Annotated in this window: 21 protein-coding genes; 9 read left to right on the top strand and 12 right to left on the bottom strand. The window is 55.7% G+C overall.

Features of this window, described 5'->3' with window-relative positions:
• Positions 1–3: 3 nt before the first annotated feature.
• Positions 4–1,284, bottom strand: a complete 1,281-nt coding sequence (locus BV390_RS08650) for an oligosaccharide MFS transporter (protein ID WP_032698786.1) — start codon at positions 1,282–1,284, stop codon at positions 4–6.
• Positions 1,281–3,119: a DUF2264 domain-containing protein gene (locus BV390_RS08640; RefSeq protein WP_139155982.1), complete on the bottom strand. Its 1,839-nt coding sequence runs from the start codon at positions 3,117–3,119 to the stop codon at positions 1,281–1,283. The genes BV390_RS08650 and BV390_RS08640 overlap by 4 nt, the downstream gene beginning before the upstream one ends.
• Positions 3,120–3,348: 229 nt before the next feature.
• Between BV390_RS08640 and BV390_RS08635 the strand changes: the two genes are divergently transcribed.
• Positions 3,349–4,209: an AraC family transcriptional regulator gene (locus BV390_RS08635; protein ID WP_032690723.1), complete on the top strand. Its 861-nt coding sequence runs from the start codon at positions 3,349–3,351 to the stop codon at positions 4,207–4,209.
• 9 nt (positions 4,210–4,218) lie between these two features.
• Here the strand turns inward: BV390_RS08635 and BV390_RS08630 are convergent, their stop codons facing one another.
• From BV390_RS08630 to BV390_RS08620, 3 genes are read right to left on the bottom strand one after another with little or no spacing between them, the layout of a single operon-like run.
• The gene (locus BV390_RS08630; protein ID WP_032690722.1) at positions 4,219–4,992 is read right to left on the bottom strand and encodes an amino acid ABC transporter substrate-binding protein; all 774 of its coding nucleotides are present in this window, start codon (positions 4,990–4,992) and stop codon (positions 4,219–4,221) included.
• Positions 4,993–5,027: 35 nt separating this feature from the next.
• Positions 5,028–5,795 (bottom strand): amino acid ABC transporter ATP-binding protein, encoded by a 768-nt coding sequence (locus BV390_RS08625; RefSeq protein WP_085396818.1) that lies wholly within the window; start codon positions 5,793–5,795, stop codon positions 5,028–5,030.
• Positions 5,773–6,429: an amino acid ABC transporter permease gene (locus BV390_RS08620; RefSeq protein ID WP_049268324.1), complete on the bottom strand. Its 657-nt coding sequence runs from the start codon at positions 6,427–6,429 to the stop codon at positions 5,773–5,775. Before BV390_RS08620 ends, BV390_RS08625 begins: the two co-directional genes overlap by 23 nt.
• Before the next feature lie 541 nt (positions 6,430–6,970).
• On the opposite strand from BV390_RS08620, the gene BV390_RS08610 reads away from it, so the two are divergent.
• Positions 6,971–8,347 (top strand): pyridoxal-phosphate dependent enzyme, encoded by a 1,377-nt coding sequence (locus BV390_RS08610; protein WP_168185412.1) that lies wholly within the window; start codon positions 6,971–6,973, stop codon positions 8,345–8,347.
• Positions 8,348–8,356: 9 nt separating this feature from the next.
• Entirely contained in the window at positions 8,357–9,502 is a 1,146-nt protein-coding gene (locus BV390_RS08605; protein ID WP_085396814.1) for a trans-sulfuration enzyme family protein, read from the top strand.
• A 228-nt stretch (positions 9,503–9,730) separates the two neighbouring features.
• Here BV390_RS08605 and BV390_RS08600 read toward each other — a convergent pair whose 3' ends face one another.
• Positions 9,731–10,621, bottom strand: a complete 891-nt coding sequence (locus tag BV390_RS08600) for a LysR family transcriptional regulator (RefSeq protein WP_085396813.1) — start codon at positions 10,619–10,621, stop codon at positions 9,731–9,733.
• A gap of 99 nt (positions 10,622–10,720) precedes the next feature.
• Between BV390_RS08600 and BV390_RS08595 the strand changes: the two genes are divergently transcribed.
• Positions 10,721–11,323, top strand: coding sequence for a short chain dehydrogenase (locus BV390_RS08595; RefSeq protein WP_032698778.1), 603 nt, complete (start codon positions 10,721–10,723; stop codon positions 11,321–11,323).
• 678 nt (positions 11,324–12,001) lie between these two features.
• Positions 12,002–13,405: a purine-cytosine permease family protein gene (locus tag BV390_RS08590; protein WP_085396812.1), complete on the top strand. Its 1,404-nt coding sequence runs from the start codon at positions 12,002–12,004 to the stop codon at positions 13,403–13,405.
• Positions 13,406–13,585: 180 nt separating this feature from the next.
• Here BV390_RS08590 and argE read toward each other — a convergent pair whose 3' ends face one another.
• The 5 genes from argE to BV390_RS08565 form a co-directional block, all read right to left on the bottom strand.
• On the bottom strand, positions 13,586–14,737 hold the full coding sequence (argE, locus tag BV390_RS08585) for an acetylornithine deacetylase (protein WP_085396810.1): 1,152 nt from the start codon (positions 14,735–14,737) through the stop codon (positions 13,586–13,588).
• Positions 14,730–15,404 (bottom strand): DUF1028 domain-containing protein, encoded by a 675-nt coding sequence (locus BV390_RS08580; protein ID WP_032690712.1) that lies wholly within the window; start codon positions 15,402–15,404, stop codon positions 14,730–14,732. Before BV390_RS08580 ends, argE begins: the two co-directional genes overlap by 8 nt.
• 9 nt (positions 15,405–15,413) lie before the next feature.
• Positions 15,414–15,836 carry a RidA family protein gene (locus tag BV390_RS08575; RefSeq protein ID WP_004867660.1) on the bottom strand — a complete coding sequence of 141 codons (423 nt, stop codon included), beginning with the start codon at positions 15,834–15,836 and terminating at the stop codon, positions 15,414–15,416.
• A gap of 29 nt (positions 15,837–15,865) precedes the next feature.
• A complete protein-coding gene (locus tag BV390_RS08570; protein ID WP_032698775.1) occupies positions 15,866–17,131 on the bottom strand; it encodes a flavin-containing monooxygenase in 1,266 nt (421 codons plus the stop codon).
• 344 nt (positions 17,132–17,475) lie between these two features.
• Positions 17,476–18,405: a LysR family transcriptional regulator gene (locus BV390_RS08565; protein WP_085396808.1), complete on the bottom strand. Its 930-nt coding sequence runs from the start codon at positions 18,403–18,405 to the stop codon at positions 17,476–17,478.
• Between the two features lie 538 nt (positions 18,406–18,943).
• On the opposite strand from BV390_RS08565, the gene BV390_RS08560 reads away from it, so the two are divergent.
• The 4 genes from BV390_RS08560 to BV390_RS08545 all read left to right on the top strand — a co-directional run bounded on the left by BV390_RS08560 (position 18,944) and on the right by BV390_RS08545 (position 22,704).
• Positions 18,944–20,434, top strand: a complete 1,491-nt coding sequence (locus BV390_RS08560) for an aldehyde dehydrogenase (RefSeq protein WP_085396840.1) — start codon at positions 18,944–18,946, stop codon at positions 20,432–20,434.
• Positions 20,435–20,482: 48 nt separating this feature from the next.
• On the top strand, positions 20,483–21,865 hold the full coding sequence (locus BV390_RS08555) for an aspartate aminotransferase family protein (RefSeq protein ID WP_046853446.1): 1,383 nt from the start codon (positions 20,483–20,485) through the stop codon (positions 21,863–21,865).
• A gap of 135 nt (positions 21,866–22,000) precedes the next feature.
• A complete protein-coding gene (locus tag BV390_RS08550; RefSeq protein ID WP_064793583.1) occupies positions 22,001–22,333 on the top strand; it encodes a hypothetical protein in 333 nt (110 codons plus the stop codon).
• 182 nt (positions 22,334–22,515) lie between these two features.
• On the top strand, positions 22,516–22,704 hold the full coding sequence (locus tag BV390_RS08545; RefSeq protein WP_032690707.1) for a hypothetical protein: 189 nt from the start codon (positions 22,516–22,518) through the stop codon (positions 22,702–22,704).
• A 163-nt stretch (positions 22,705–22,867) separates the two neighbouring features.
• Here BV390_RS08545 and BV390_RS08540 read toward each other — a convergent pair whose 3' ends face one another.
• The gene (locus BV390_RS08540) at positions 22,868–24,049 is read right to left on the bottom strand and encodes an aminotransferase-like domain-containing protein (RefSeq protein WP_032690706.1); all 1,182 of its coding nucleotides are present in this window, start codon (positions 24,047–24,049) and stop codon (positions 22,868–22,870) included.
• Positions 24,050–24,090: the final 41 nt, after the last annotated feature.

The raw sequence follows: 24,090 nt of genomic DNA, 5'->3' as shown, positions 1-24,090 counted from the left end.
GAATTAATGTTTGGCCGGTTCAACCGGGGTGGCGTCCAGCGCCGGGGAAAAAGGTCGCGATGCGTCCCACGTCGAGCGACAGCGCGAGAGCGTAAAAGCGGAGATAAGGGTAAACAGCAGAGCGCAGCTGCCCATCAGCAGATAAGTATGCTCAAAGCCGATTTTGTCGTAGAGGTAGCCCGCCGGCGGCGCCACCACAATAGAACCGACGTAGATCATCGCCTGATAGCCCAGCAGGTACATCGTGGCGTTGACTCTGCGGTCAAAGTGCTCGGCGATGTATTTAAAGACCGAAATCAGCAACAGCGCGATTTCGACGCCATAAAACGGTTTGATAATCGAGATGATCACCGGATCGCTGGTCAAGCCTGAGGCGATCAGCCTGGCCCCGACAACGCAGCCGCAGAACAGCAGCCCCCGCTTTGCGCCGTAGTGATTCACCAGCAGCGGAATGAACATCATCATCACGAATTCCATACCGGACTGCACGGTGCTGAGATAGCCGTACCAGGCATTCCCCTGCTCTTTGGTGGCAAAAAAGGAGACGAAGTAGCGCGGAAACTGCTGCTCAGCAATAAACATCATCCATGCGACACCGGCGACATACAGGCTGAACATCCAGAATTTACGGCTTTTCAGTAACTGCATCACGTCGCTAAAAACGATTTTGTTCGCCGAAATCACGCTGTTGTTACGCAACTGCTCATCGCCGATCTTCAGGCTGATTAATACCAGCAGCATCAGGAGCGACGTGCTGCTGCTCAACAGAAAGTTGGCCAGCGGCGTGAAGTTGAACAGCAGCCCGGAAACGGAAGCGGCCATCGCCCAGCCGAGCGATCCCCACATGCGAATACGACCGAACTCCAGGCCGTACAGCCGGCTAAAGCGATCGGCATACGATTCCGACGCCGCGACGCCCGCATACCAGCCAAGACTTAAATAGAGCGCGCCAAGGATGATGCCGATCGTCGTGTGGCTTTGCAGCAGAGGTTGATAGACGAAGGCAAAGAACGGCGCCATCAGGGCCGACACGGCGCAGACAAAATAGAGCAGCCATTTGCTCATGCCGATCTTGTCCATGATGTAGCCGTAAACCGGCTTCAGGATCACCGCGAACACGCCGTTGATGGCGAAAACGCTGCCGATGGTGATGCTATCAAGGCCGACTTTCTGGCTCAGCCACAGCGCGTAGAGGCCAAAGCTTGAAGACCAGGTAAAAAAGTAGAGAAAGATAAAGGTGCTCATTTTGTACTGTGCGCCACGCACAGAGGATGAAGTGGTCATAGGACGTTCTCCGGGGACAGCGTAAGATGTTTTTCTTCCTGTGCCGTCACGAAGCGTACAGCATCATCGCTGATGAAGGCCTGTGGACAACCCTGCGGTGCAAAGGTGTCGGGATTCCCCGCCCAGACCGCACTTAACAACAGATGTGTTCCTGGTGCTAAATCACCGCGTAACACCGGAACCGCCGCGCGTTCGGCAAACAGCAGGTTGCTGTTAGGCGGCGTCAGTACCGCCTCACCGCAGCGCCTTTGCGGGCTCAGGCAGAGAATGGCCGACATATCGGCAGGGGTGATGATCCGGCAGCCGCCCTCCCCGTCCTGCACCTCAGGCAGGGGGCGGTTCGGCACGCTGAATCCCCCTTCGGCCGTATCAAGCGCGCGGGCCGTGCGGATACGATGTACACGCAGCTGCCAGTCGCCCATCGCGATAAGCCAGGTCTCAATCGCCACATCGCGCCACGGCCGCCAGCGGCTGTAAATCATGCCATCGGCAGTCGTCACCGCGTCACAGTCGCGCCGCCCGCGCCAGTAATCATCTTTCTCACAAAGCAGCAGCATGGAGTCAGGCGCAGCGTGGCTTAACCCATAGCGTCCGCGCTCAATTGTGAATCCGTAGCGCGTGGAGTAGGCAAACTTGCAATATTTCGCTTCGGTATTGACGAAGTTATTCCGCTCAAGCTGGCCGGAAGTGAGCATCCACAGATGATCGGTCTGATGCACCAGCACCTGATCGGCGTGCTTGATGCTGTGCTGCGCGGCGAGCGGCGGCAGCGGCAGCTCCGGCGCCAGCCAGAAGGGATCATCCTCACCCATCGCCAGAACCAGCATGGTTTTCAGGGCCCAGTAGGGAGAGCCCGGCGCATTGTAATCCTCGGCCATGATCAGATTCGGGTAGCTATAGCCCACGCTCAGCACGCCATCACGATCGAACAGCGGTTGCTTCAGCCACCAGCGGAGATGGCGCAGGACGATGCCCTTGATCACCCCCGGGGAGAATGCCTCCAGCCCGGCAAAAGCCGCCGCGCTCCAGAAAGCCGCCTGAGCAAAGCGGTAAGTCAGGCTGCGACCAAACGGCACGGCCGCCCCGTCGTCGGCAAAAAAATGGATAAAGTCGGCGGAAAACAGCAGCGCCCGATGACGCAGTTCAGCACAGCGCTGCGGGTCGATATCGGCCATCAGCTTCGCGTAAATCAGCCCGTAGAAGTGGAAGCCCATCGAAATGTAATAGTCCCGCGGCCTGTCCGGGCCATCGGAATACCAGCCGTCGCCCAGGTAGTAGCGTTCCATGGCGTTAAAATGCGCTTCCCGCACCTGAGGATTGGTCGGCATCCCGGCGTGATGAAAACCGACCTGTACCAGAATGGGAAAGAAGTGCCAGTTATTGTCCGGGATCGCCTGCGCCTCGCTCTGCTGCAACCAGCGCCAGAGATGGGCTTTCTCCTGCTCGTTGAAATGCGCCAGCACGCAATCGCCCGCCAGCGCTAACAGCAGGCCGTAGGCAGCCATCTCCACGATGCGCTGATCGTAGGGGTTCACTTCTCCCCAGTAATCGGCATGCCGCGGGTTGGTTCCATTTTTAATGGCCTGCAGGTAGAAAGAAAACTGTTGCGGCTCGCTGCCGCCTGCCAGCAGCGGCGTCACGCCCCACAGCAGGCGCGAGAAGGTTTCCATACTCGCCACGCGTTGCCCGTAATGGGCGGTGAAATTCGCCAGATCGACACGGCTGGCATCATTTTTAAAATTGGGCGACACGGCATTCAGCAGCTCATTGACCAGCTGCCGGAGGTCGTTGCCGGTTCTTAAAGGATTGGTCAGATGAATATTTTCAGGTTGCAAAAGGTCCTCCCGTCATGACACGAGAATTAGATAAGTTATTGTTATTTCGATTTTATAAAATTATTTATACGTCAACGGGAGGAAGGATAGTCGCTTTTATTTGTGCGGCTAAGTGAGCACAATCACAAAATTAAACCGCCATTTCATTTTTGCTGGATATTTCACGCTGCCGGGGGGATAAATTGCAAATGATGGCGTAAAAACTTAAATCTGTTGTCCTGGAGGAAAAATGAGTGAACCACAGCGGCTGGAACGCATCACACTCGATAGCCGGGCGATCTCTTTTAACCGATTGCGCTCAACCAGCGCGATTTACTACCACTGGCACCAGTGCGTCGAATTCCTCTATATCTCCAGCGGCTATGGCATTGTGGTGGTAGATAACCAGCACTACACCGCTCGCCCGGGGCGCCTGTTTATTTTTCCTCCGTTTCGCCTGCACAAAGTCCAGGTCGACCACAGCGAGAAAAATCCCTATCACCGCACCACGATGCATATTGAACAGTCGGTAGTTGAAAGCATTATGGGGGGGTTTTCGCGCCATCAGGCCCAGTTTGCCGCGCTTGCCGCCAGCAACGCGCCGGCACAAATTTACGACCTCAGCGAACACGGCCCTTTCATGGAGAGAATTCTGACCCAATTTGACGGGCTGTATCACGGCGGGCAGATCGCCACCAGCGAGGTGGCCTTTCTGGTGATGCAGATAATGGGCTTTCTCCCCGCGCTACCCGAGCCATGTATTCCCCGACAGCAGACGGTCGCGTCGCGGATTATGAGCTGGGTGGAGGCTCACTACGCCAACAAATTTTCGCTGGATGAACTCGCCCAGGCGCTGGGCCTGTCGCGCAGCTACACCTCGCGCATATTCCGCCAGCAAACGGGCGGCAGCATCCACGAGTATCTGCTGACGCGCCGAATAAAGCGCAGTTGCGATCTCCTGCGCAGCACCAGCGTCAGTATGGATGAGATTGCGGCCGAAGTCGGATTTCGCGAAGTGACCTACTTTATTACCTGCTTCAGGAAGATGATGGGCCAGACGCCGCTGCAGTACCGCAAGGCGAGTCTGGCCAGAAACAGCGTGCTAACGTAGCCCGCGGGGCTATTTCGAGACGTCCGCGCCGAAATAGTGCCTGGAAATTCGCTGATAGGTGCCGTCGGCGCGAATATCGGCGATGGCGGCATCGATCGCCTGGCGCAGCTCCGGTTCCCCTTTGCGGATCAACACCGCTTCTTGTTCAGCATCGGTTCTTTCCGCCACAATTTTCACCGGCGCGTCGGGCTTGTGCTTTTTGAAATCGAGGAACGAGAGGTTGCTGTTGATGGTCGCATCCGCGCGCCCCTGTGATACCAGGGCGATTGACTGATCAAAGCCATCCGTCCCCACCACCTCCGCGCCATTTTCACGGGCAATTTGCGCGTAGTTGCTGGTCAGCGTGTGGGCGGACTTTTTGCCCTTCAAATCCGCAAAGGTGTGAATATCCTGATTGTTGTTATTCACGATGAGGACCGCTTTCGGGGTGATATAGGGGACCGAAAAATCATATTTCGCCTGACGCTCCGGCGTAATCGAGACCTGATTAATCACCGCGTCGTAGCGATTAGCATCCAGCCCGGCCACCAGACCGTCCCACTTGCCCTCAACAAACTCCGCTTTCACCCCAATCCGGCGGGCAATTTCACGCGCGATATCGACATCAAACCCCACCAGCTTGCCGGAAGTATCATGGTAGGTAAAAGGCGGGAAGGTCCCTTCGGTACCGACTTTAAATACTCCTGCTGATTTTATCTTCGCCAGGTTTTCCCCGGCACAGGCCGCGTGCGTCACGCTCAGTTGAATGGCGGTAGCCAGCAATGCGGTCATCAATACTTTCATCATTTACTCCTTTATCTGGATTGCCGGGTTATTTTTTAAATTTCCCAGGAGTCGGGAAACGTCTCGGTCAGCGTGGAAATAAAAAGCTGCGTACGCGTTTTCTTTGCCCGGGTAAAAATGTCCCGCGAGGTCCCGCTCTCCACAATCTGACCGGACTCGAGGAACACCACCTGGCTGGCAATATTTGCCGCCAGCCGAAGATCGTGGGTCGCCATCAGCATCGTCGTTCCCTCGTGCGCCAGCTGGCGCAAAACGGCGATCACCTCCTGAGCCAGTTCAGGATCCAGCGCCGAGGTCGGCTCATCGCAGAGCAGCACTTTCGGCGAGGGGGCCATCGCCCGGGCAATGGCGACCCGCTGCTGCTGGCCACCGGAGAGCATCGCCGGCCAGGCATGGCGCTTGTGCGCCAGGCCGACTTTAGCAAGCAGCTCTTCCGCCCGTGCCCTTGCCCGTTCGCGGGGCCATTTCTGCACCACCATCAGCCCCTGCATAATATTTTCCAGCACCGACAGATGCGGAAATAACTGGAAGTTCTGAAAGACCATGCCGGTTTGCTGGCAAATACGCCGAACGTCTTTTCTTTTTGGCGTCGCGGCGGGAGAAAAAATAATCTCCTCATTACCAATCGTTAATTTCCCGGCCTGCGCGATTTCCAGTAAATTAATGCAGCGTAATAATGTACTTTTACCGCTGCCCGATGGGCCAATCAGCGCCGTCACGCTCCCCTCAGGAATCGTTAGCGAAATATCATGCAGCACCTTCTGGCGGGCGAAACTCTTTTCAAGTCCGGACAGCGTTATCATGATGTTCTTCCTTTGCCACCGTATTTCTTTCTAAACGTAATTCCAGCCGGGACTGTAAATATGATAAAACCGAACAAATTAATAAATAGAGCAGAGCCGCTTCGCTATACAGAATAAGCGGCTGATAGGTGACGGCGGCAATACGCTGAGCGGCTAAAAACAGTTCCGGAACGGTAATGACCGAGGCCAGCGAGGTATCCTTAACTAATGAAATAAAGGTGTTCGACAGCGGCGGCACCGCCACTCTCGCCGCCTGCGGCAGAATAATATAACGCAGCGATTGCCCCCAGCTCATGCCAATAGAGTGCGCGGCCTCCCACTGCCCTTTGGCGACCGACAGCAGCGTCGCCCTGATCACCTCCGAGGTAAAAGCGCCAACGTTCAGGGTAAAGCCGATAACCGCGGCCGGAAAGGCGTCAAGGGTGATCCCGACGCTGGGCAGGGCATAAAAAATCAGGAACAGCTGCACCAGCAAAGGCGTACCGCGGATAATCCAGACATAAAAACGCACCACGTTTTTCAACGGTGCCGGGCCATATAAACGAATCAGCGCGACAATAAACCCCAGCAGCAGCCCGAGGAAAAATGAAATTAAGGTTATGGGAATAGTAAAAACCAGCCCGGCATAGAGCATCGGCCAAAACGAGCTTATTGCTAATGAAATAAATTCCGGCACATATCACCTTTCTGCAAATCATCATTATTTATTACTGTTCTTTCCGGGGAACAGCTTATTAAAAGAGCTTACCATGCAGAACACCGCATCAGCATGTATCAATACTGGCATTAAATAGCCGACTTTGTGTTTTGCGCGGGCCGACCGCTACTCGTTGTTGCCGCGCCTGCGGCGCGTCGCTGACGCGACCAATGAATTTGCGCAGCTGGCGAAAAAATAATAATCACCAACCATAAAAATCTCCTGCAGCCTATGGAATATTTTCGCCAATCCTTTGCCGAAATAAAGATAAGCGTCGCCAGGAAAGGGATAATCCGGTGAAAAATACGGCAAAAAAGGGCTTATCTGGAAATCAACACACCCAGGCGGCTAACAGGCTTTCCCTCCGGATGGCTAAAAAGCATCTTATATTCCATTTCGCTCTTAATAGCGGACAAATATTCTTTAAATTACCAATTTTGCAGACCTACCATTCAAATATCTCGATACGAATGGGCAAATAGTTATGTCAGTCTTTCACTCCATTAGCGACCTGATTGGTCACACTCCCCTGCTTCAACTGCATAAGCTGGATACCGGCCCCTGCAGCCTGTTTTTAAAGCTGGAAAACCAGAACCCCGGCGGGTCGATTAAAGACCGCGTTGCGCTGTCGATGATCAACGAGGCGGAACGGCTGGGGAAATTAAAACCCGGCGGTACCCTTATTGAAGCGACGGCGGGTAACACCGGGCTGGGGCTGGCGCTGATCGCCGCGCAAAAAAATTACGCCCTGACGCTGGTGGTTCCCGATAAAATGAGCCGGGAGAAAATTTTCCATCTCCGCGCCCTGGGAGCCAAAGTGCTCCTCACCCGCTCGGATGTGAATAAGGGCCACCCGGCCTATTATCAGGATTATGCGCGCCGCCTGGCGGAGGAAACACCGGGCGCTTTCTATATTGACCAGTTCAATAACGAAGCCAACCCGCTGGCGCACGCCACCACTACCGCGCCCGAAATATACGATCAGCTCGACGGGGATATCGACGCCATCGTCGTCGGCGTCGGCTCCGGCGGCACCCTCGGCGGCCTGCAGGCCTGGTTTGCCAGACACTCGCCAAAAACCGAATTTATTCTTGCCGACCCGGCGGGATCGATCCTTGCCGACCAGGTTGAAACCGGGCGCTACGGTGCAACAGGCTCCTGGCTGGTCGAAGGGATTGGCGAAGACTTCATTCCACCGCTGGCCCATCTGGACGGCGTCCGAACGGCCTATCGCATCAGCGATAGCGAAGCGTTCGCGACCGCCCGCCAGCTCTTACAAAGCGAGGGCGTGCTTGCCGGTTCGTCAACCGGCACCTTACTGAGTGCCGCGCTGCGCTACTGCCGGGCGCAGACCACCGCGAAACGAGTGCTCACCTTCGCCTGCGACAGCGGCAACAAATACCTCTCCAAAATGTTTAACGACGACTGGATGCGCCAGCAGGGCCTGTTGAGCCGGCCGACGCGCGGCGATTTAAGCGATTTTATCGCCCTGCGCCACGATGAGGGAGCCACCGTTACCGCCGCCCCGGATGACACCCTCGCCGCCATTCTCGCGCGCATGCGTCTGTATGACATTTCACAGCTGCCGGTACTGGAAAACGGCCGCGTCGTCGGCATCGTCGACGAGTGGGATCTGATCAGCCACGTCGGGGGCGACAGCCGGCGCTTTTCACTGCCCGTTGGCGAGGCGATGACCCGCAACGTAGAAACGCTGGATAAACACGCGCCGGAAAGCGCATTGAAAGCCATTTTCGATCGCGGCCTGGTGGCCGTTATCGCTGACAACGAACGCTTTTTGGGTCTCATCACCCGCAGCGACGTGCTGACGACCTGGCGCAACCGACTTAAACACTAAGGACGAAAGATGAAAAATTTGCATACGTTGAGCGTACATAGCGGCATCTTTAACGACGGGCACGGCGCCGTTATGCCGCCGATTTACGCCACTTCCACCTTTGCCCAACCCGCGCCGGGGCAACATACCGGCTATGAATACTCGCGCAGCGGCAACCCGACCCGCCACGCGCTGGAGACGGCGATTGCCGAGCTGGAGAGCGGCGCCCGCGGCTACGCGTTTGCATCAGGGCTGGCGGCGATTTCCACCGTCCTCGAGCTGCTGGATAAAGACAGCCATCTGGTGGCCGTCGATGATGTCTACGGCGGCACCTGGCGGCTGCTCGAAAATGTCCGCCGTCACAGCGCGGGGCTGCGGGTCAGCTGGGTCAAGCCCGACGATCTGGCCGGCATTGAAGCGGCCATTCAGCCGGATACGCGCATGATCTGGGTCGAAACCCCGACCAACCCGCTGCTGAAGCTGGCGGATCTCAGCGCCATCGCGGCGATTGCCCGTCGGCACAATATTATCAGCGTCACCGATAACACCTTTGCCTCGCCGGTCATCCACCGTCCCCTCGAGCTGGGCTTCGATATCGTGGTCCATTCGGCGACCAAGTACCTGAACGGCCACTCCGACGTTGTCGCCGGGCTGGCGGTCGTCGGTGACAATCGCGATCTGGCGGAGAAGCTGGGCTATCTGCAAAATGCGGTGGGCGGCGTACTTGACCCGTTCAGCAGCTTCCTGACGCTACGCGGTATCCGGACACTCGCGCTGCGTATGGAGCGTCACAGCAGCAATGCGCTGGCCCTCGCCGAATGGCTTGAACAGCAGCCGCAGGTGGAAAAAGTCTGGTTCCCGTGGCTGGCATCGCCCCCCCACCATCAGCTGGCGCGCCGGCAGATGGCCCTCCCCGGCGGGATGATTTCCGTGGTGGTGAAAGGCGATGATACCTATGCGCAGCAGGTCATCAGCAGGCTGAAGCTGTTTACGCTGGCAGAGAGTCTGGGGGGCGTGGAGAGCCTGGTCAGCCAACCGTTCAGCATGACCCATGCTTCGATTCCGCTGGAACAACGGCTGGCCAATGGCATCACGCCTCAGTTGATCCGTCTCTCCGTCGGGATTGAAGATCCACAGGATCTGATCGCCGACTGGCAGCACGCTTTAGGCGACTGAAAAAAAAATCCGCCGCCGGAATCATGCTGGCCACTGCAGGCCAGCAGATTTTTCACGGCGTATTGGGGATTTGCCTGAGACATGCCGATGTCGGTCACGGTAGTTTGGGAGAAGGAACGTTTTCTGGCGCGGGTTCTGCGGAACGTGCCAACGTGGCCTGACAGGCCGCACGCAGGTGCGCCAGCTTTCGCCAGGCGGCCTTAAAATAGCCGTCTCGCTGACCGCCGTTCATAAATAGCGTTTTCCCTCTTTCAGCACATGCTCTACGAAGCGGGTCAGCTTCGGCAGCGGGCGAAGATCCTGACGCCAGAGTAAATGTACCGGACGCGGATGGGGGGTATAGGCCTCCAGCACCCGCACCAGTTTGCCGCTGGCCAGCGCCTCGCTCAGTAAAACCTCCGGCTGGAGCAGCAGCCCGGCTCCGGCTATCGCCGCCATGCGCAGGCCGTAACCATCATTGCAGCGCAGAATCGCATCGCGCTTCCAGCGCACCGTGTCTTGCGCGCCCGGCAATGTCCACTCATTGCGCGCCGTCCACACCGTATGGGACAGACAACGATGATCGACCAAATCCGCCGGTACGACTGGCGTACCGTGACGAGCCAGGTAAGCGGGCGCGGCACAAATCACCATCCGATAAGGACAGAAATATTTCGCCACCAGATCGGTGTGGTGAATATCACCAATACGGATCGCCAGATCGAAGCCCTCATCGACGAGATCGATCATCCGGTTAGTCAGATCCAGTTCGATGCGAACATCCGGCCACGCCTGTAAAAACGAGGCGGTCAGCGGCGCAATCACGCAGGCGCCAAAAGAGGTCGGCGCGCTGATGCGCAGCGTCCCGGCCGGCGCCAGTCGCAATCGTTCGACCGAGCTTTCGGCAATCGCGACCTGTTCAAGTACCCGTTTGGCCTCTTCATAATAGACGCGCCCGGCATCAGTCAGACTCTGGCGCCGGGTGTTGCGCTCAAGCAGTCGGGTGCCAAGCTCTCGCTCCGTCAGGGCGATATATTTACCGACCATGACCGCCGACATCTCCAGCCGCGATGCCGCGTCGGTAAAACTGCCGCACTCCACCACGGCAATAAACGTCTCCATTCCGCGTAGCTTATCCATATTACAAACCTCTGGTTAGTAATCATCTAACTTTTAGCCAGTTTATCCGATAACTGTTTCATTAAAGAATAGAGGCTCACAACCGATCAGGAGTCAGCCATGAAAATCGTCGTTATTGGTGCCAGCGGTACCGTCGGGCGCGCCGTCGCCGAAGAACTGAGCCGTCAACATCAAGTCATTCGCGTAGGTCGCACTCAGGGCGATCTTCAGGTGGATATCACCTCTCAGCCGAGCGTCGAAGCTCTCTTCGAAAAAGTCGGCCGGGTCGATGCGATTGTCTCGGCTACCGGCAATCTGTTCTTTGGCCCGCTGGCGTCCATGACGGACCGGGATTTCAACCAGGGTCTGCAGGACAAACTGCTGGGGCAAATTCGCCTGGCGCTAACCGGGCAGCATTATCTCAATGAAGGCGGTTCGATTACGCTTATCAGCGGCATAGTGGCCCATGAACCGATTGCCCAGGGCGTCAACGCCACAACGGTGAATGCCGGGCTGGAGGGCTTTGTCCGCGCCGCCGCCTGCGAACTGCCGCGTGGGATCCGTATCAACCTGATAAGCCCCACCGTACTGGCGGAGTCGCTCGCCGCTTATGACGGTTTCTTCCCCGGCTTCACCAGCGTCCCCGCTGCCGCCGTTGCCCAGGCCTATCGCCGCAGCGTGGAAGGGATACAGAGCGGCCGGGTGTACACCGTCGGCTACTGACCGCTGAGAGCACAGACAGCCTCTGCCCGGTCAGAGGCTGTTATCCCCGGCACAATAGCGGGGGACGACAGCCGTTTCCAGCCGCGATATTCGCGACAAAATAAAGAGAAAAGAGAACACCAGGTGTTGTAAATATTGATCTGCTGCACACTCCCGATAAATGCATTTCATTGTGAAGCGCCACGCACAATTTATTGCCCTGGGCCATCCTTTCAACACCTCAATCACTGTATACCACGGTGTAACAGACTGATTTTCAGAGTGTAAGTACTATTCCCTCATAAATATCATTGCTTAATACCGGGATGATCGCTTTTCCACATATTTAGCAGGCCTTTCTCATTCGACTGTACAACCAATCATTCCAGGCAACGGCCATCGCTACGGAGTTTTATCTGTCTGAAAATAACCTTCCAGCGGGTTAATTATTAAATATCAATTAAAGCAGCATAAATCGCTAAAAAATAGATTTAACGGTTTATTCAGCGCGTTGATTCAGGATCGAGGACGCAGGTAAAGCATTTTTTTTATATCGACGTTCGACATTTTTAATAATTTCTAAAATGATGCGAGATTGTGACAATAGTAAACGAAATGTTATGATGAGTAGATTAGCTGTACTCCTCATTGGAATATCCATCTAACGCTGATTTAGCCCTACAGTGATGAGAGAGCACCATGACTAAACCTCAATCCGTTCATGTTGAAAACCTCGAAAGTAATACCATAAGACCTATTCCTCTTAATATGCGACACGGTAAACCTGGCGATCTTTTTACCATTTGGTTCGGCTCGAATATCATGTTATTAACCGTGATCACCGGTGCCATGTCGGTGACCATTTTCCACCTTTCTTTTTTCTGGTCCGTGATTGCCCTGCTGATCGGCAGCCTGGTTGGCGGTCTTTTTATGGCATTACATTCGGCGCAGGGTCCGAGGCTCGGCGTGCCGCAAATGGTGCAAACTAAGGGACAGTTTGGCTCCTACGGGTCGGTACTGGTGGTATCGATCGTGGTATTAATGTATATCGGATTTACCGCCTCCAGCCTGGTATTAGGCGGGCAGTCAATGCACGCTATCTATAAGCCGATGAACGCCGACGTCGGGATTATTATCGTCGGGGCGCTCAGTTTATTCGCCACCATCTTTGGCTATAAAATCATCCACTCCTACGCCAGAATTATGTCGTGGATTTCCGGTATTGTACTGGCCGCCACATTTCTGTGGATCGTGTTTGTACATGGCCTGCCGGTTGATTTCCTCGATCGCGGCGGCTTTAACAAAGTTGGCTTCCTCGGCGCGGTATCCATAGCGGCGCTGTGGCAACTGGCCTATGCCCCCTATGTCTCTGACTATTCACGCTATATGCCCTACAGCACCAACGATAAAAGCGTTTTTTATGCCAGCTATTTTGGCTGCATTTTAGGCTCCTACCTGCCGATGGTCCTCGGCGTGCTGGTGGCTATCTGTATTAGTAATGATGATATTATTCAAGGCATTATAGATCTGACCGGTGGAATGGGCACCTTGGTCATTGTGGTACTGGCACTGGGGATCGCCGCCACGAACTCCATGATGTTGTACTGCGGGGTTCTCTGCACCTTGACCCTGGGCCAGACTTTTATTGATGGCTGGTCGCCGATGGCCCGCGCCAGAATAATTACCGCCATCCTGACGATGATTCTCGAAATATCGCTGGCGATCTATGGTCAGGAAAACTTTTTATTAATCTACACCAACTTTATCACCGTGCTGTTATACGTGCTGGTGCCGTGGACGGCGATTAATCTGGTGGATTACTATCTGGTCGCTCATGGCGAATATGAAGTTGAGTCCTTTTTTAAACGCGATGGCGGAATCTACGGTTATTTTAATACCACGGCTATTTTCTGTTATTTACTGGGAATCGCCGTGGAGGTGCCGTTTATGTCGACGGCGATCTACAGCGGACCTGTTGCGCTGTCATTTGGCGGCGCTGACTTATCATGGATTATTGGTTTGCTGGTTGTTTCTCCTGTCTATTATTACCTCTCCAGAGCGAAGACGGTCAAGAAGATGGCCTTTGTGAAAGAGAAAATTTAAAGCCACAGATTCCCTCAGTAATCATTTAGCTCCGGACAGATTCCGGAGCTTTTTTTATTGCTGGCGGGCAACAGGAAACGACCGCGGAGAATTAAAGAATGGCCTGAGCGAAAATAGAGAGCGGAAAAAATGCGGGAACAGAGGATGACGGAAATGCGCCCGGCCCCGGGCGCAAAAGATTCAGGAGGCCGCCATCCAGCGGCGCAGGTTATCCAGCATCGCCAGACATTGATCCAGCTGCGTCAGGGCAATAAATTCATCCGGCTTGTGCCCCTGCTCCATACTTCCCGGCCCACAAATCAAGGTTGCCACGCCCGCTTCGTCAAACAGCCCGCCTTCAGTGCCAAAGGCGACGGTGGAGAACGTATCATTTCCCGCCCATTGCGCCAGCCAACCGGCAAAGGCCGACTGCGGATCGCTCAGCAGGCCGGGATACTGGCTGAGCGGCTGAAAGCGGATTGTTGCCTCCTCCGCCACCGCGCGCATCGCCTGCTCCAGTTCATCTTCGGCATACGCCTGCAGCCCGGAGAGCGTCTCAGCGAGCGACACATCCGGCAAATGGCGGATTTCAAAATCGAACTGGCAGCGCTCAGGCACAATATTGAGCGCCGCGCCGCCCGTAATCAGCCCCACCTGTACGGTGCTGTACGGCGGGTCGAAGCGCGCATCCTGCCTGAGCGCCAGCTTTTCACCCAATACGCCTAAGCGGGTAATCAGCTTCGCCGCATACTCGATGGCATTCACGCCATCGGGAGCATAGGCCGAATGGCAGGCCTTACCGTGAATATGGCAGCGCATGGCTAGTTTGCCTTTATGGCCGTAGACCGGGCGCATCTCCGTCGGCTCACCGATAATGCACAGCGCAGGCTTATCCTTTGAGGCTTTGAGATGGTTCACCAGACTGCGGACGCCGAGACATCCCACCTCCTCATCATAGGAAAAGGCCAGATGCAGAGGCATGCTTAACGGTTGTGCGAGGAAGGCGGGAACAGAGGCCAGCACGCAGGCAATAAAGCCCTTCATGTCGGTGCTGCCGCGCCCGTAGTACAGGCCATCGCGGAGGGTAAGTGCAAAAGGAGGGACCGTCCAGCGCTGGCCGTCAACCGGCACCACATCGGTATGGCCGGAGAGCATTACCCCCCCTGGCCCCGGCGGCCCCAGGCGGGCGTAAAGATTGGCTTTTTTGCCGTCGTCATCGTAGAACAGCCGGCATTCAATGCCAAAACCGCTCAGAAAGCGGTTTATGTAATCGATCATCTCGAGATTGGATTCGCGACTGGTGGTATCAAAAGCCAGTAGCGTTGCCAGTATCGACTGCAGCTCATTATTCATCGCCCGGTACTCCGTAACTGGGGGCCTCCCGCGGGTCGAGCGCGCGCGTGATATAGGCCTGCATCTGCGGCTCATAGGCCTGCCAGAGCGCGGCCAGCTCGCCGATGGGATCGTCCTCGCTCCAGTCAATGCGCAAATCCACCAGCGGCCACGAATAATCATCCACGACCTTCACCGCCGCAGAGTGGACCGGACCGGCCTCACCGCCGCAGGCCAGACCGGCCTGTAGCGCGGCCAGCAGGCGCAGCGCCATTTCGCCTTCGCTCTGTTGAAAACCCGCCACCATCGCCTCAATAACCGCCGTGCTGGCCAGCATATTTCCAGCGGCAATACAGTTTTCTCCTTCGGCAACATGATAGATACCGAGGGTTTTATCGCCGCTGAAGGCGGCGGTTTGTCCATTGGCGTCGATGGCGATAATCTGCCGGTAGCGGCTGAAATCATCCTCCGCCAGCGCCCTGCGCAACGCGATATCCGGCGCTAGTCCCTGTTCCAGCTGCGCTAACGCCAGCTGACCCAGCGCCGGTAAGGTGATGTTCTGACTGGATACCGCCCCCACCCCGGCCTGTAGCCAGGGACAGCGGGCGCCGACGGCAATGCTGGAGGAGCTGAGCGCAATCCCAAACTGCCCGCTTTCCGGGCAATATGCTGCGATAGAAAAGGTCATCGTCGCTCCTTACTTCACGAAATCATCGGGAATGACGGCAATCACATCGATCTCCATCAGCCATTGCGGCTGCGCCAGCGCGGAAATCACCAGCCCCGTGGAGATCGGGAAAACCCCCTTCAGCCATTTCCCCACCTCCTGATACACCGGCTCACGATAACGCGGGTCAATGATATAGGTCGTGGTTTTCACGATGTGCGACAGGTCGCTTCCGGCCTCTTCCAGCAGCTGTTTGACGTTTTTCATCGCCTGCTCGGCCTGAGCCTGCGGGTCGCCCAAACCGACCAGGTTACCGGCAAAATCGGTTCCCACCTGACCGCGCACGTAGACGGTATTCCCGGCGCGAACCGCCTGACATAAATCGTTATCCAGGCTCTGATTGGGGTAAGTCTCTTTAGTATTAAACATGCGAATACGGGTATGCGTTGGCATCTTTTTTATCCTGTTTAGTGGGCGAACGTTCAGCGCCGATCGGCGGCCTGGTACTGGCTGTACTTACGCTGGGTGGCAATATGGTCAGCAATGTGTTTCGCGTCATGCCAGACGCCCCAGATGAAGGTAGATCCCCGGCGTGACAGCCACGGCAGTCCGAGAAAATAGACCCCGGGTTCACTGGAGACGCCGCGTTGATGCTGCGGACGGCGTTGCTCATTAAAAGCATTCACGTTGAGCCAGCTGTAATCCACGGCGTAGCCGGTCGCCCAGATAATGGTGGTGATCCCCGCCTCCGCGAGATTCAGAGAGAGGATCGGCGAAGTCATACACGACGGGTCAGGTAAAAACTCGCGGGCAGCAGGTTCTTCCGGCAGATCCAGACCATTGGCCGCAATGTAGGCATCTGCGGCATCCAGCAGCGCCAGGTAGTTCTCATCCCCGCGTCGGATGTTGTCGCACAGGTCCGGCTGAAAGGTCGCCGTCCCGGATTCAAAGGCTTTCGTCAGCCCGACCAGGGTGATGCCACGATGCGCCAGCTCGCGGAAGTCCACGGTGTGCCCGCCATGAGCGCCGCTGACGGCGATAGTGACATGCTCTTTGCCCGGGGCGCTGGCGGGGGCATCCCACATGCCCAGCACTCCCAACCACCAGCAGAAGTCCCGGTTGCGATATGCGCGCGGCGGGCGGTCGTGTGCGCCGACGGATAAATAGACCCGACGGCCGGCACGCTGAAGCTCGTCGGCAATCTGCACGCCGGAAGAGCCCGCGCCAACGACCAGCACGGCGCCCTCAGGAAGCTGCTGCGGGTTGTAATATCGGGCGGAGTGGATTTGATGAATGCTGCCCTCTTGCGGCGCAATCGGAGGAATGACCGGTTTTTGAAACGGCCCGGTCGCGGCAACAATACGCTGGGCCTCAATGACGCCCTCCGTGGTCTCAATGGTAAACCCCGGTCGCCCGCTGTTGCGCACCGCGCTTTTGACTTCAACGCCGGTACGCACCGGCAGATTGAAGGCCCTGACGTAATCTTCAAAGTATTCCGCCACATCGTCTTTGGGAATGAAGCTGTCGGGATTTCCCCCTTTAAATTCCATCCCCGGAAAACGGTCATGCCACGCCGGACCATTTGCCACCAGCGAGTCCCAGCGCCCGGTTCGCCAGGCTTCGGCGATGCGGTTTTTCTCGATAACCAGATGTGAGATCCCCAGCGTTGTCAGATGCTCACTCATGGCAATACCGGCCTGACCCCCGCCAACAATCAACGTATCAATGTTCGTTTTTTCTACGGTCATAAATGTGTCCTTCGAATGGTGTTCAATCGCCAGGAATAAACCACTGCGCAGGACCGAGGTTAATAAACCGTAACAAGCAGGTAAATTATTATAAATTTAGAACCTGAGAATAAAATAGTGATGCAGAACGCAGTATCTTGAATCTACTGAATAAAAATATTATTTCTAGCAGATTACCGATAAAAGATAATCCGGCGAGCGCCTGATTATTCATAAAAAATAAATCGCAAGCCATCAAGCCTATTAAAAATATATTCAGAGGCTCGTTTTTTTATATTTAACATCACCGGCAGAGACTGATACGGCCCGCAACAAGGCGAGCCGTCTCTTATTCTCCGCTGAATTTACGCCACCCGCGCATCAATGTCCGCCGGGCTGAGCACCGCATGGCGACAATATTCCATAAATAGTTTAGTCGGTTTGGTCGGCTCGCTACTGCGCAAGTGCGCCATCACCAGCGTCGAGTTCGCCATCTCGTCCTGAATTTCCACGCAGCGCACCTGCTGGCCATCGTAGGTCATGTCGGAAACCGGGCGGGTTACCAGCACGGAAAAACCCAGCCCCTGGCCGACCATACAGCGCACCATCTCAATAGACGGCGAGCTATAGGCAACCTGAGGGTTATACCCTTTATCTTTGAAAATACTGATGAAATAGTTTCGACTTGGCACCACGTCCAACAGGACCATCGGCAGGTTATTGAGTTCGGAGAGTTTCACCGCCGCCCGCTGCGCCAGCGGATGATGTGCCGGCAGCAGGGCATAAGGCTTCTGCGGCGCATTGAGGCTTTCGGTGTGAATCGCGCTATCCAGCTCAAGATCATAGAGAAACGCCAGATCGAAACGACCGCGGTGCAGACCGTGAGTAATTTCATGCTGCTCCCCATCGCAAATTTTGAGGGTGATATCGGGATAGATTTTTTTAAATCCGGCGATCAGCGAAGGTAAATAGAGCGGCGCCGCCGTTTCAAAACAGCCTAATGAAATAATGCCGGAGACCAGTTCATTATCCGCTTTTGAATTTTGCTCAAACTGATACGAAAGCCGCAGCAGCTCTTTCGCTTTTTCATAAAAGCGTTGTCCGCTGGGGGTCAGCGAAACCCCTTGCGCATGGTGGCGAATAAAGAACTGCTGTTCAAACATATCTTCCAGGGTTTTAACCGCAATGGAAATTGACGGCTGGGCGATATGTAACTGTCTGGAGGCTTCCGCAATACTCTCTGCTTCGACAACGGCAACAAAGTATTTGAGCTGCTTCAGGGTGAAATGGGGCATGGGACACCTTATTTTTTATTCTCAGAGAGATAAGCTAAATAGCTTTAAACGATGCTCCCCGTCGCCGGCAACCCCGCCAGCGGAAAAAGATCAACAATCCGACTCGGGTCGTACTTTTACAGAAAATTAACAGACAAAGCGCAGGAAAGCTGCGAGCCAACGACAAGCATGCGGCATCAGATCGCAAGGAATGAGGGTCATTCATCTTTTTTTCATTACCTGTTATTAAATCAAACAATATTTAATGTATTTAAAAGGCAGCGGGTGCTGTGCTCATAAAAGCGAAGCATAAAAATAATATCCTTTTAAATACAAAACATTAAAAATTCATCCGCGTAAATTTTATGAATACCGTCACAGAAATAACCGCGCCTCACGCCCCGGAGAATTATCCCCTTTCCGGGACTAGCTACGTTTTTTATAGAGGTTAGCTAGATTTTTAGTCCTTTCTCGTCGCTGCCCCCTCCTGCATCATGAATCAATAGCAACAAATCAATAACAAATAAGCAACACATCAAGGGAGAGGCGCATGTCTGGTATGTCTGATCGAAATTTTTGGCAGGACAAACTGCGGGAGCAACGCTTTATCAGCCACGCGATCGTTGATGGTCGTCCCTACCTCGCCATCAGCCGTAAAGTCTGTCCGGCCGTCAACCCGGCGACCAATAACGTGCTCGCCGGGGTGACGGCGCTGCAAGCAGACGATATTGATATTGCAGTAAAATCATCCCGCGCCAGCTTCGCCTCCGGCGTGTGGTCCGCTCTGGCGCCGCAGGAACGCAAAACCGTACTGCTCAGGCTCTCCGCGCTGATTCTCGAACACCGTGAAGAGCTGGCGCTGCTTGAAAGTGCCAGCATGGGCAAACCGGTCAACGATGCGCTGAATGTTGATATTCCCGGCGCGGCGCACGTCCTGGCCTGGTACGCTGAAAGCGTCGATAAAATTTACGCCGAGGTCGCCCCCACGCGTAACGGGTCGCTCGCCACCCTCACTCGTGAAGCGGTCGGCGTGGTGGCGGCAATCGTACCGTGGAACTTTCCGCTCGATCTGGCCTGCTGGAAACTCGGGCCGGCGCTGGCCGCCGGGAACAGCGTGATCCTCAAACCCTCAGAAAACTCGCCTTTTTCGGCACTGCGCCTGGGTGAACTGGCGCTCGAAGCGGGTCTCCCGCCAGGCGTGCTGAACGTGGTGACCGGTCCCGGCACCGAAACGGGCGCCGCGCTTGGGCTGCATAACGATATTGATGTTATCACCTTCACCGGTTCGACCTCCGTCGGCAAGGCCTTCATGACCTACTCCGCGCAGTCAAACCTGAAACAGGTCTGGCTGGAGTGCGGCGGTAAAAGCGCCAATATCGTCTTTGCTGACTGCCAGGATCTCGACCTGGCGGCGGAGAAAGCCGCTTTCGGTATCTGTTTTAACCAGGGCGAAGTCTGTTCCGCCAACTCACGGCTGCTGGTAGAACGCGCGATTTATGCCGACTTTATCACCCGGGTAGAGGCCAAAATGAAAGCCTGGGCACCGTCTCACCCCTTTGATCCGGCAGCCAAAATGGGCGCGATGGTCAGCGCGGCGCATGCGCAAAAGGTCATACGCGCGATCCGTTCTGCCGAACAGGCCGGCGCACGCGTGCTGACCGGCGGCCGTGAGGTCGAGATTGAAGGGATCGCCAACTACGTTCAGCCCACGCTGCTGGATGAAGTGCACGAAGAGATGTCGCTGTGGAAAGATGAAATTTTCGGCCCGGTGCTTGCCGCTATCCCTTTTGATGATGAACAGCAGGCCATCGAGCTGGCTAATAACCATATTTATGCCCTCGCCGCGTCGATCTGGACAGACGATCTGCACCGCGCACACCGCGTAGCCGGACGGCTTAACGCCGGCACGGTATCGGTCAATACCGTGGATGCGCTGGACGTCACCGTGCCGTTTGGCGGCAATAAACAGTCTGGTTTTGGTCGGGATTTGTCGCTGCATGCCTTCGACAAATTCACCACCCTTAAAACGACCTGGTTCCAGTTTCGCTAGCAGGCAACGGCCTTGCCTTGCCCTGATTCCGCTTACAGGAGAGATAACATGACTTACCCGATTCACCCGACGCGATCCACCACCGAGTATCAAAGCGGGGATGCCGCACACCATATCCACGCGTTTCTCGACCAGAAAGCGCTGAACGCTGAAGGACCGCGCGTCATGGTACGCGGCGAAGGCCTGTACCTGTGGGACAATGACGGCAACAAGTATCTGGACGGTATGTCAGGACTGTGGTGTACCCAGCTGGGCTACAGCCGCCAGGATCTGGCGGATGCCGCGGCGGCGCAGTTCGCGAAGCTGCCCTATTACAATATGTTCTTCCACACCACGCACCCGACGGTGATTGAGCTGTCCGAACTCCTTTTCAGCCTGCTGCCCGGGCACTACAGCCACGCCATTTACACCAACTCCGGTTCTGAATCGAATGAAGTGCTGATCCGCACCGTGCGTCGCTACTGGCAGATTCTCGATAAGCCGCAGAAAAAGGTGATGATTGGCCGCTGGAACGGCTACCACGGCTCTACCCTCGCCGCCACCGCGCTCGGGGGCATGAAAGCCATGCATGCCATGGGGGGGATGATTCCCGACGTGGCGCATATTGATGAGCCCTACTGGTATATGCACGGCGGCAACCTGACGCCGCAGGAGTTTGGCCTGCGCTGCGCCCGCCAGCTGGAAGAGAAGATCCTGGAGCTCGGCGCGGAGAACGTCGCGGGCTTTATCGCCGAACCGTTCCAGGGGGCGGGCGGGATGATCTTCCCGCCGGAGAGCTACTGGCCGGAGATTCAACGCATTTGCCGCAAATACGACGTGCTGCTGTGCGCCGATGAGGTGATTGGCGGCTTTGGCAGAACCGGCGAATGGTTTGCGCACCAGTATTTTGGCTTTGAGCCGGATACGCTCTCCATCGCCAAAGGGCTGACCTCCGGCTATGTTCCGATGGGCGGCCTGGTGCTGAGCAAACGGATGGCCGAGGTGCTGGTTGAGAAAGGCGGCGTCTTTGCCCACGGTCTGACCTATTCCGGCCACCCCGTCGCTGCGGCCGTCGCCATTGCCAACCTGAAAGCACTGCGCGATGAAAACCGGGTCACCACCGTACGTGACGATACCGGCCCGTATCTGCAAAAAACGCTGCGTGAAGTGTTTAGCCACCACCCGATGATTGGCGAAATCCAGGGCACAGGCCTCGTGGCCGCTCTGCAGTTCGCCGAAGATAAGTCGACCCGCAAACGCTTTGCGAATGAAAACGATCTGGCCTGGCGCTGCCGGACTATCGGCTTTGAAGAGGGGGTCATTATCCGCTCTACGCTGGGGCGTATGATTATGGCTCCCGCGCTGATTGCCAGCCACAGCGAACTGGATGAGCTGGTCGAGAAGACCAAACGCGCTATCGACCGGACCGCAAAAGAGAGCGGTCTGTTATAGCTCTTTTACCGTTAGCGCATAACCGCGCTAACGGGACCTGTCCCGCTCGCCCGGAGGTAAAAAAGACCTCCGGGATGTCATCCCGTTTGCGCAGCAGGTACACTACGCCCCCGGTTTCCTCTCCCTGACTAATCCATGCTGAAGAAATTACCGCTTATTATTCCGCTGCTGGCGCTCATCGCGCTGCTTGTCTGGTGGTTTACGCCCCGCTACTCCGAAGAAGAGATGGCCTGGTACCGTTCGGTTTTCTGTGTCATCGACCACCGGGATAGCCAGGCGTTTCTTCGCGATATGGAAAATATTGTCGAAGGCGGTAATGCCGATTACGCGCTGCGCAAAAACCACTATATCCCGGCACTTGGCGAACGTATGCGTCAGACCTGGCTGCAGCTCAGCCAACAAGAACAAGAGAGTATTGGTCAGGATCAGCAGCGCTGCCGCCAGCTGATGAGCGAAAAACAGCGTTAACGCTGCTTTTGAAATCCCAGGCCAGACGGCAATGGGCGGCCCCCTGTCCCGCAATGGTATTCTGCCCGCGCTGTCCCTTTAAAAAATAAGGAAAACAGATCTTACCGGTGGCGATAAAAAAGAGTTGATCTGATATGCACAAGCTCTTACTTTGCTAACCAGTTTTCACACGAGATAAGACGATGCCGACAATAACAGCAAGTAGTATGCAAGAAGCGAAAGAGTTAATTCACTGCGGGAAATACAGGGAAATCGTGCTGAATTTTGATATTGATGCTGATGATTTCTTCACGCTCGCCACCTCCCAGTCCGCGACGAAAGTCACGATGATCAACAGAAACAATCACTCACCGGTAAAAGCAGAAAAATAATAAAAAACCTCTGAGGTATTCTTTATGTGGCTATTTATTGGCACACTCGGCGTTGCATTTCTCTCCTCACTGATGCTGATTTGGCTCGATGACCGCATCGCCGAAAGCGATTAAACCAGATTAACACTCCGTGCCGCCCGGCGGCGCGGAGTTATTTATATAGCTACAGCGATTTCGCCAGACGTTCAACGGCCGTCATCAGCCCTTCTTCCGAGACCGTAGAGTAGGACAGACGCAGCGTACGGGTATCCGGATTATCGTGATAGAACGCTTCGCCAGGGACAAACACCACGCCGTTTGCCAGCGTTTTCTTCATCCATTCCATGGTATCGAACGAATAGCGGAAGCGAGCCCACAGGAACATCCCGCCTTTTGGTCGGCTGAAGGCAATGTGCTCCCCGAGTCGCGACTCCAGCGCATCCGCCAGCGCCACACACTTCTTACGATAATCCTCACGGATCAGCGCGATCTGGTTATCCAGGCGATTCATCGCCAGATATTCCGCCGTAATCACCTGCGACAGCATGTTGGTATGCAGATCCGCCGCCTGCTTGACGATCACCGTCTGCTGCGCCAGCCAGTCCGGCATCACAATCCAGCCGATACGCATCCCCGGAGCGAGAATTTTGGAGAAGGTGGAGGTGTAGACCACCTGATCTTCACAGCCCAGCTCAACCGCGTGCTGATACAGCGGACGGCGGACTTCATCGGTAAAGCTGATTTCGCCATAGGGGTCGTCTTCGATGATGACAAAATCATGCTGCTTCGCCAGTTCCACCAGACGGCGGCGGCGATCTTCGCTCAGGGTTTTTCCGCCGGGGTTGCCGAAGGTGGGCACCAGATAAACCGCTTTGACGCGGGTCGTTTCCAGCAGGTCGGCCAGCTGTTCGACCAGCATCCCGTTATCGTCAGTATCCACGCTGAGAATATTGGCCTGCGCTAACTGGAATACCTGCAGCGCCGCCAGGTAGGTCGGGCGCTCAACCACCACCGCATCGCCCGGATCGAGCAGCGTACGGGCGACAATATCCAACGATTGCTGAGAACCGGAGGTGATATAAACATGGCTGGCCTGGCAGTCAACGCCGCGCGCCTGACACAGTTCGCTCACGGCCTGACGCAGCGGCGGGTAGCCTTCGGTCAAACCATACTGAAATGCATCGTTGAAGCGCCCGCTCATCACCTGTTGCACAGCCAGATTCAGACCTTCGGTATCAAACAGCTCCGGAGCCGGAATCCCGCCGCCCAGAGAGATAACGCCGGGCAGTTTACTGTGCTTAAGAAGTTCGCGGACGGCGGAGGGCTTGAGTTCACCCGCGCGGGCGGCGAGTCGCCTGTCGTGCATATTATTTTCCTTTTCTGTCTTGTTGTTGTCTTTGTGACTTA

Origin of the sequence: Klebsiella sp. YJ (assembly GCF_002108615.1) — a bacterium.
GTDB classification, from domain to species: domain Bacteria; phylum Pseudomonadota; class Gammaproteobacteria; order Enterobacterales; family Enterobacteriaceae; genus Klebsiella; species Klebsiella planticola.
Note: the sequence above shows the minus strand (reverse complement) of the source record. Positions and strands in the feature narration are given on the sequence as shown.

Bases quoted from the DNA above. Each gene is read 5' to 3' on its own strand.
- BV390_RS08595 (WP_032698778.1), top strand. From the start codon at position 10,721: ATGAAAATCGTCGTTATTGGTGCCAGCGGTACCGTCGGGCGCGCCGTC.
- BV390_RS08630 (WP_032690722.1), bottom strand. From the start codon at position 4,992: ATGAAAGTATTGATGACCGCATTGCTGGCTACCGCCATTCAACTGAGC.
- BV390_RS08575 (WP_004867660.1), bottom strand. From the start codon at position 15,836: ATGCCAACGCATACCCGTATTCGCATGTTTAATACTAAAGAGACTTAC.
- BV390_RS08625 (WP_085396818.1), bottom strand. From the start codon at position 5,795: ATGATAACGCTGTCCGGACTTGAAAAGAGTTTCGCCCGCCAGAAGGTG.
- BV390_RS08590 (WP_085396812.1), top strand. From the start codon at position 12,002: ATGACTAAACCTCAATCCGTTCATGTTGAAAACCTCGAAAGTAATACC.
- BV390_RS08545 (WP_032690707.1), top strand. From the start codon at position 22,516: ATGCCGACAATAACAGCAAGTAGTATGCAAGAAGCGAAAGAGTTAATT.
- BV390_RS08560 (WP_085396840.1), top strand. From the start codon at position 18,944: ATGTCTGATCGAAATTTTTGGCAGGACAAACTGCGGGAGCAACGCTTT.
- BV390_RS08605 (WP_085396814.1), top strand. From the start codon at position 8,357: ATGAAAAATTTGCATACGTTGAGCGTACATAGCGGCATCTTTAACGAC.
- BV390_RS08620 (WP_049268324.1), bottom strand. From the start codon at position 6,429: ATGCTCTATGCCGGGCTGGTTTTTACTATTCCCATAACCTTAATTTCA.
- BV390_RS08550 (WP_064793583.1), top strand. From the start codon at position 22,001: ATGCTGAAGAAATTACCGCTTATTATTCCGCTGCTGGCGCTCATCGCG.
- BV390_RS08650 (WP_032698786.1), bottom strand. From the start codon at position 1,284: ATGACCACTTCATCCTCTGTGCGTGGCGCACAGTACAAAATGAGCACC.
- BV390_RS08580 (WP_032690712.1), bottom strand. From the start codon at position 15,404: ATGACCTTTTCTATCGCAGCATATTGCCCGGAAAGCGGGCAGTTTGGG.
- BV390_RS08570 (WP_032698775.1), bottom strand. From the start codon at position 17,131: ATGACCGTAGAAAAAACGAACATTGATACGTTGATTGTTGGCGGGGGT.
- BV390_RS08555 (WP_046853446.1), top strand. From the start codon at position 20,483: ATGACTTACCCGATTCACCCGACGCGATCCACCACCGAGTATCAAAGC.
- BV390_RS08565 (WP_085396808.1), bottom strand. From the start codon at position 18,405: ATGCCCCATTTCACCCTGAAGCAGCTCAAATACTTTGTTGCCGTTGTC.
- BV390_RS08540 (WP_032690706.1), bottom strand. From the start codon at position 24,049: ATGCACGACAGGCGACTCGCCGCCCGCGCGGGTGAACTCAAGCCCTCC.
- argE (WP_085396810.1), bottom strand. From the start codon at position 14,737: ATGAATAATGAGCTGCAGTCGATACTGGCAACGCTACTGGCTTTTGAT.
- BV390_RS08600 (WP_085396813.1), bottom strand. From the start codon at position 10,621: ATGGATAAGCTACGCGGAATGGAGACGTTTATTGCCGTGGTGGAGTGC.
- BV390_RS08635 (WP_032690723.1), top strand. From the start codon at position 3,349: ATGAGTGAACCACAGCGGCTGGAACGCATCACACTCGATAGCCGGGCG.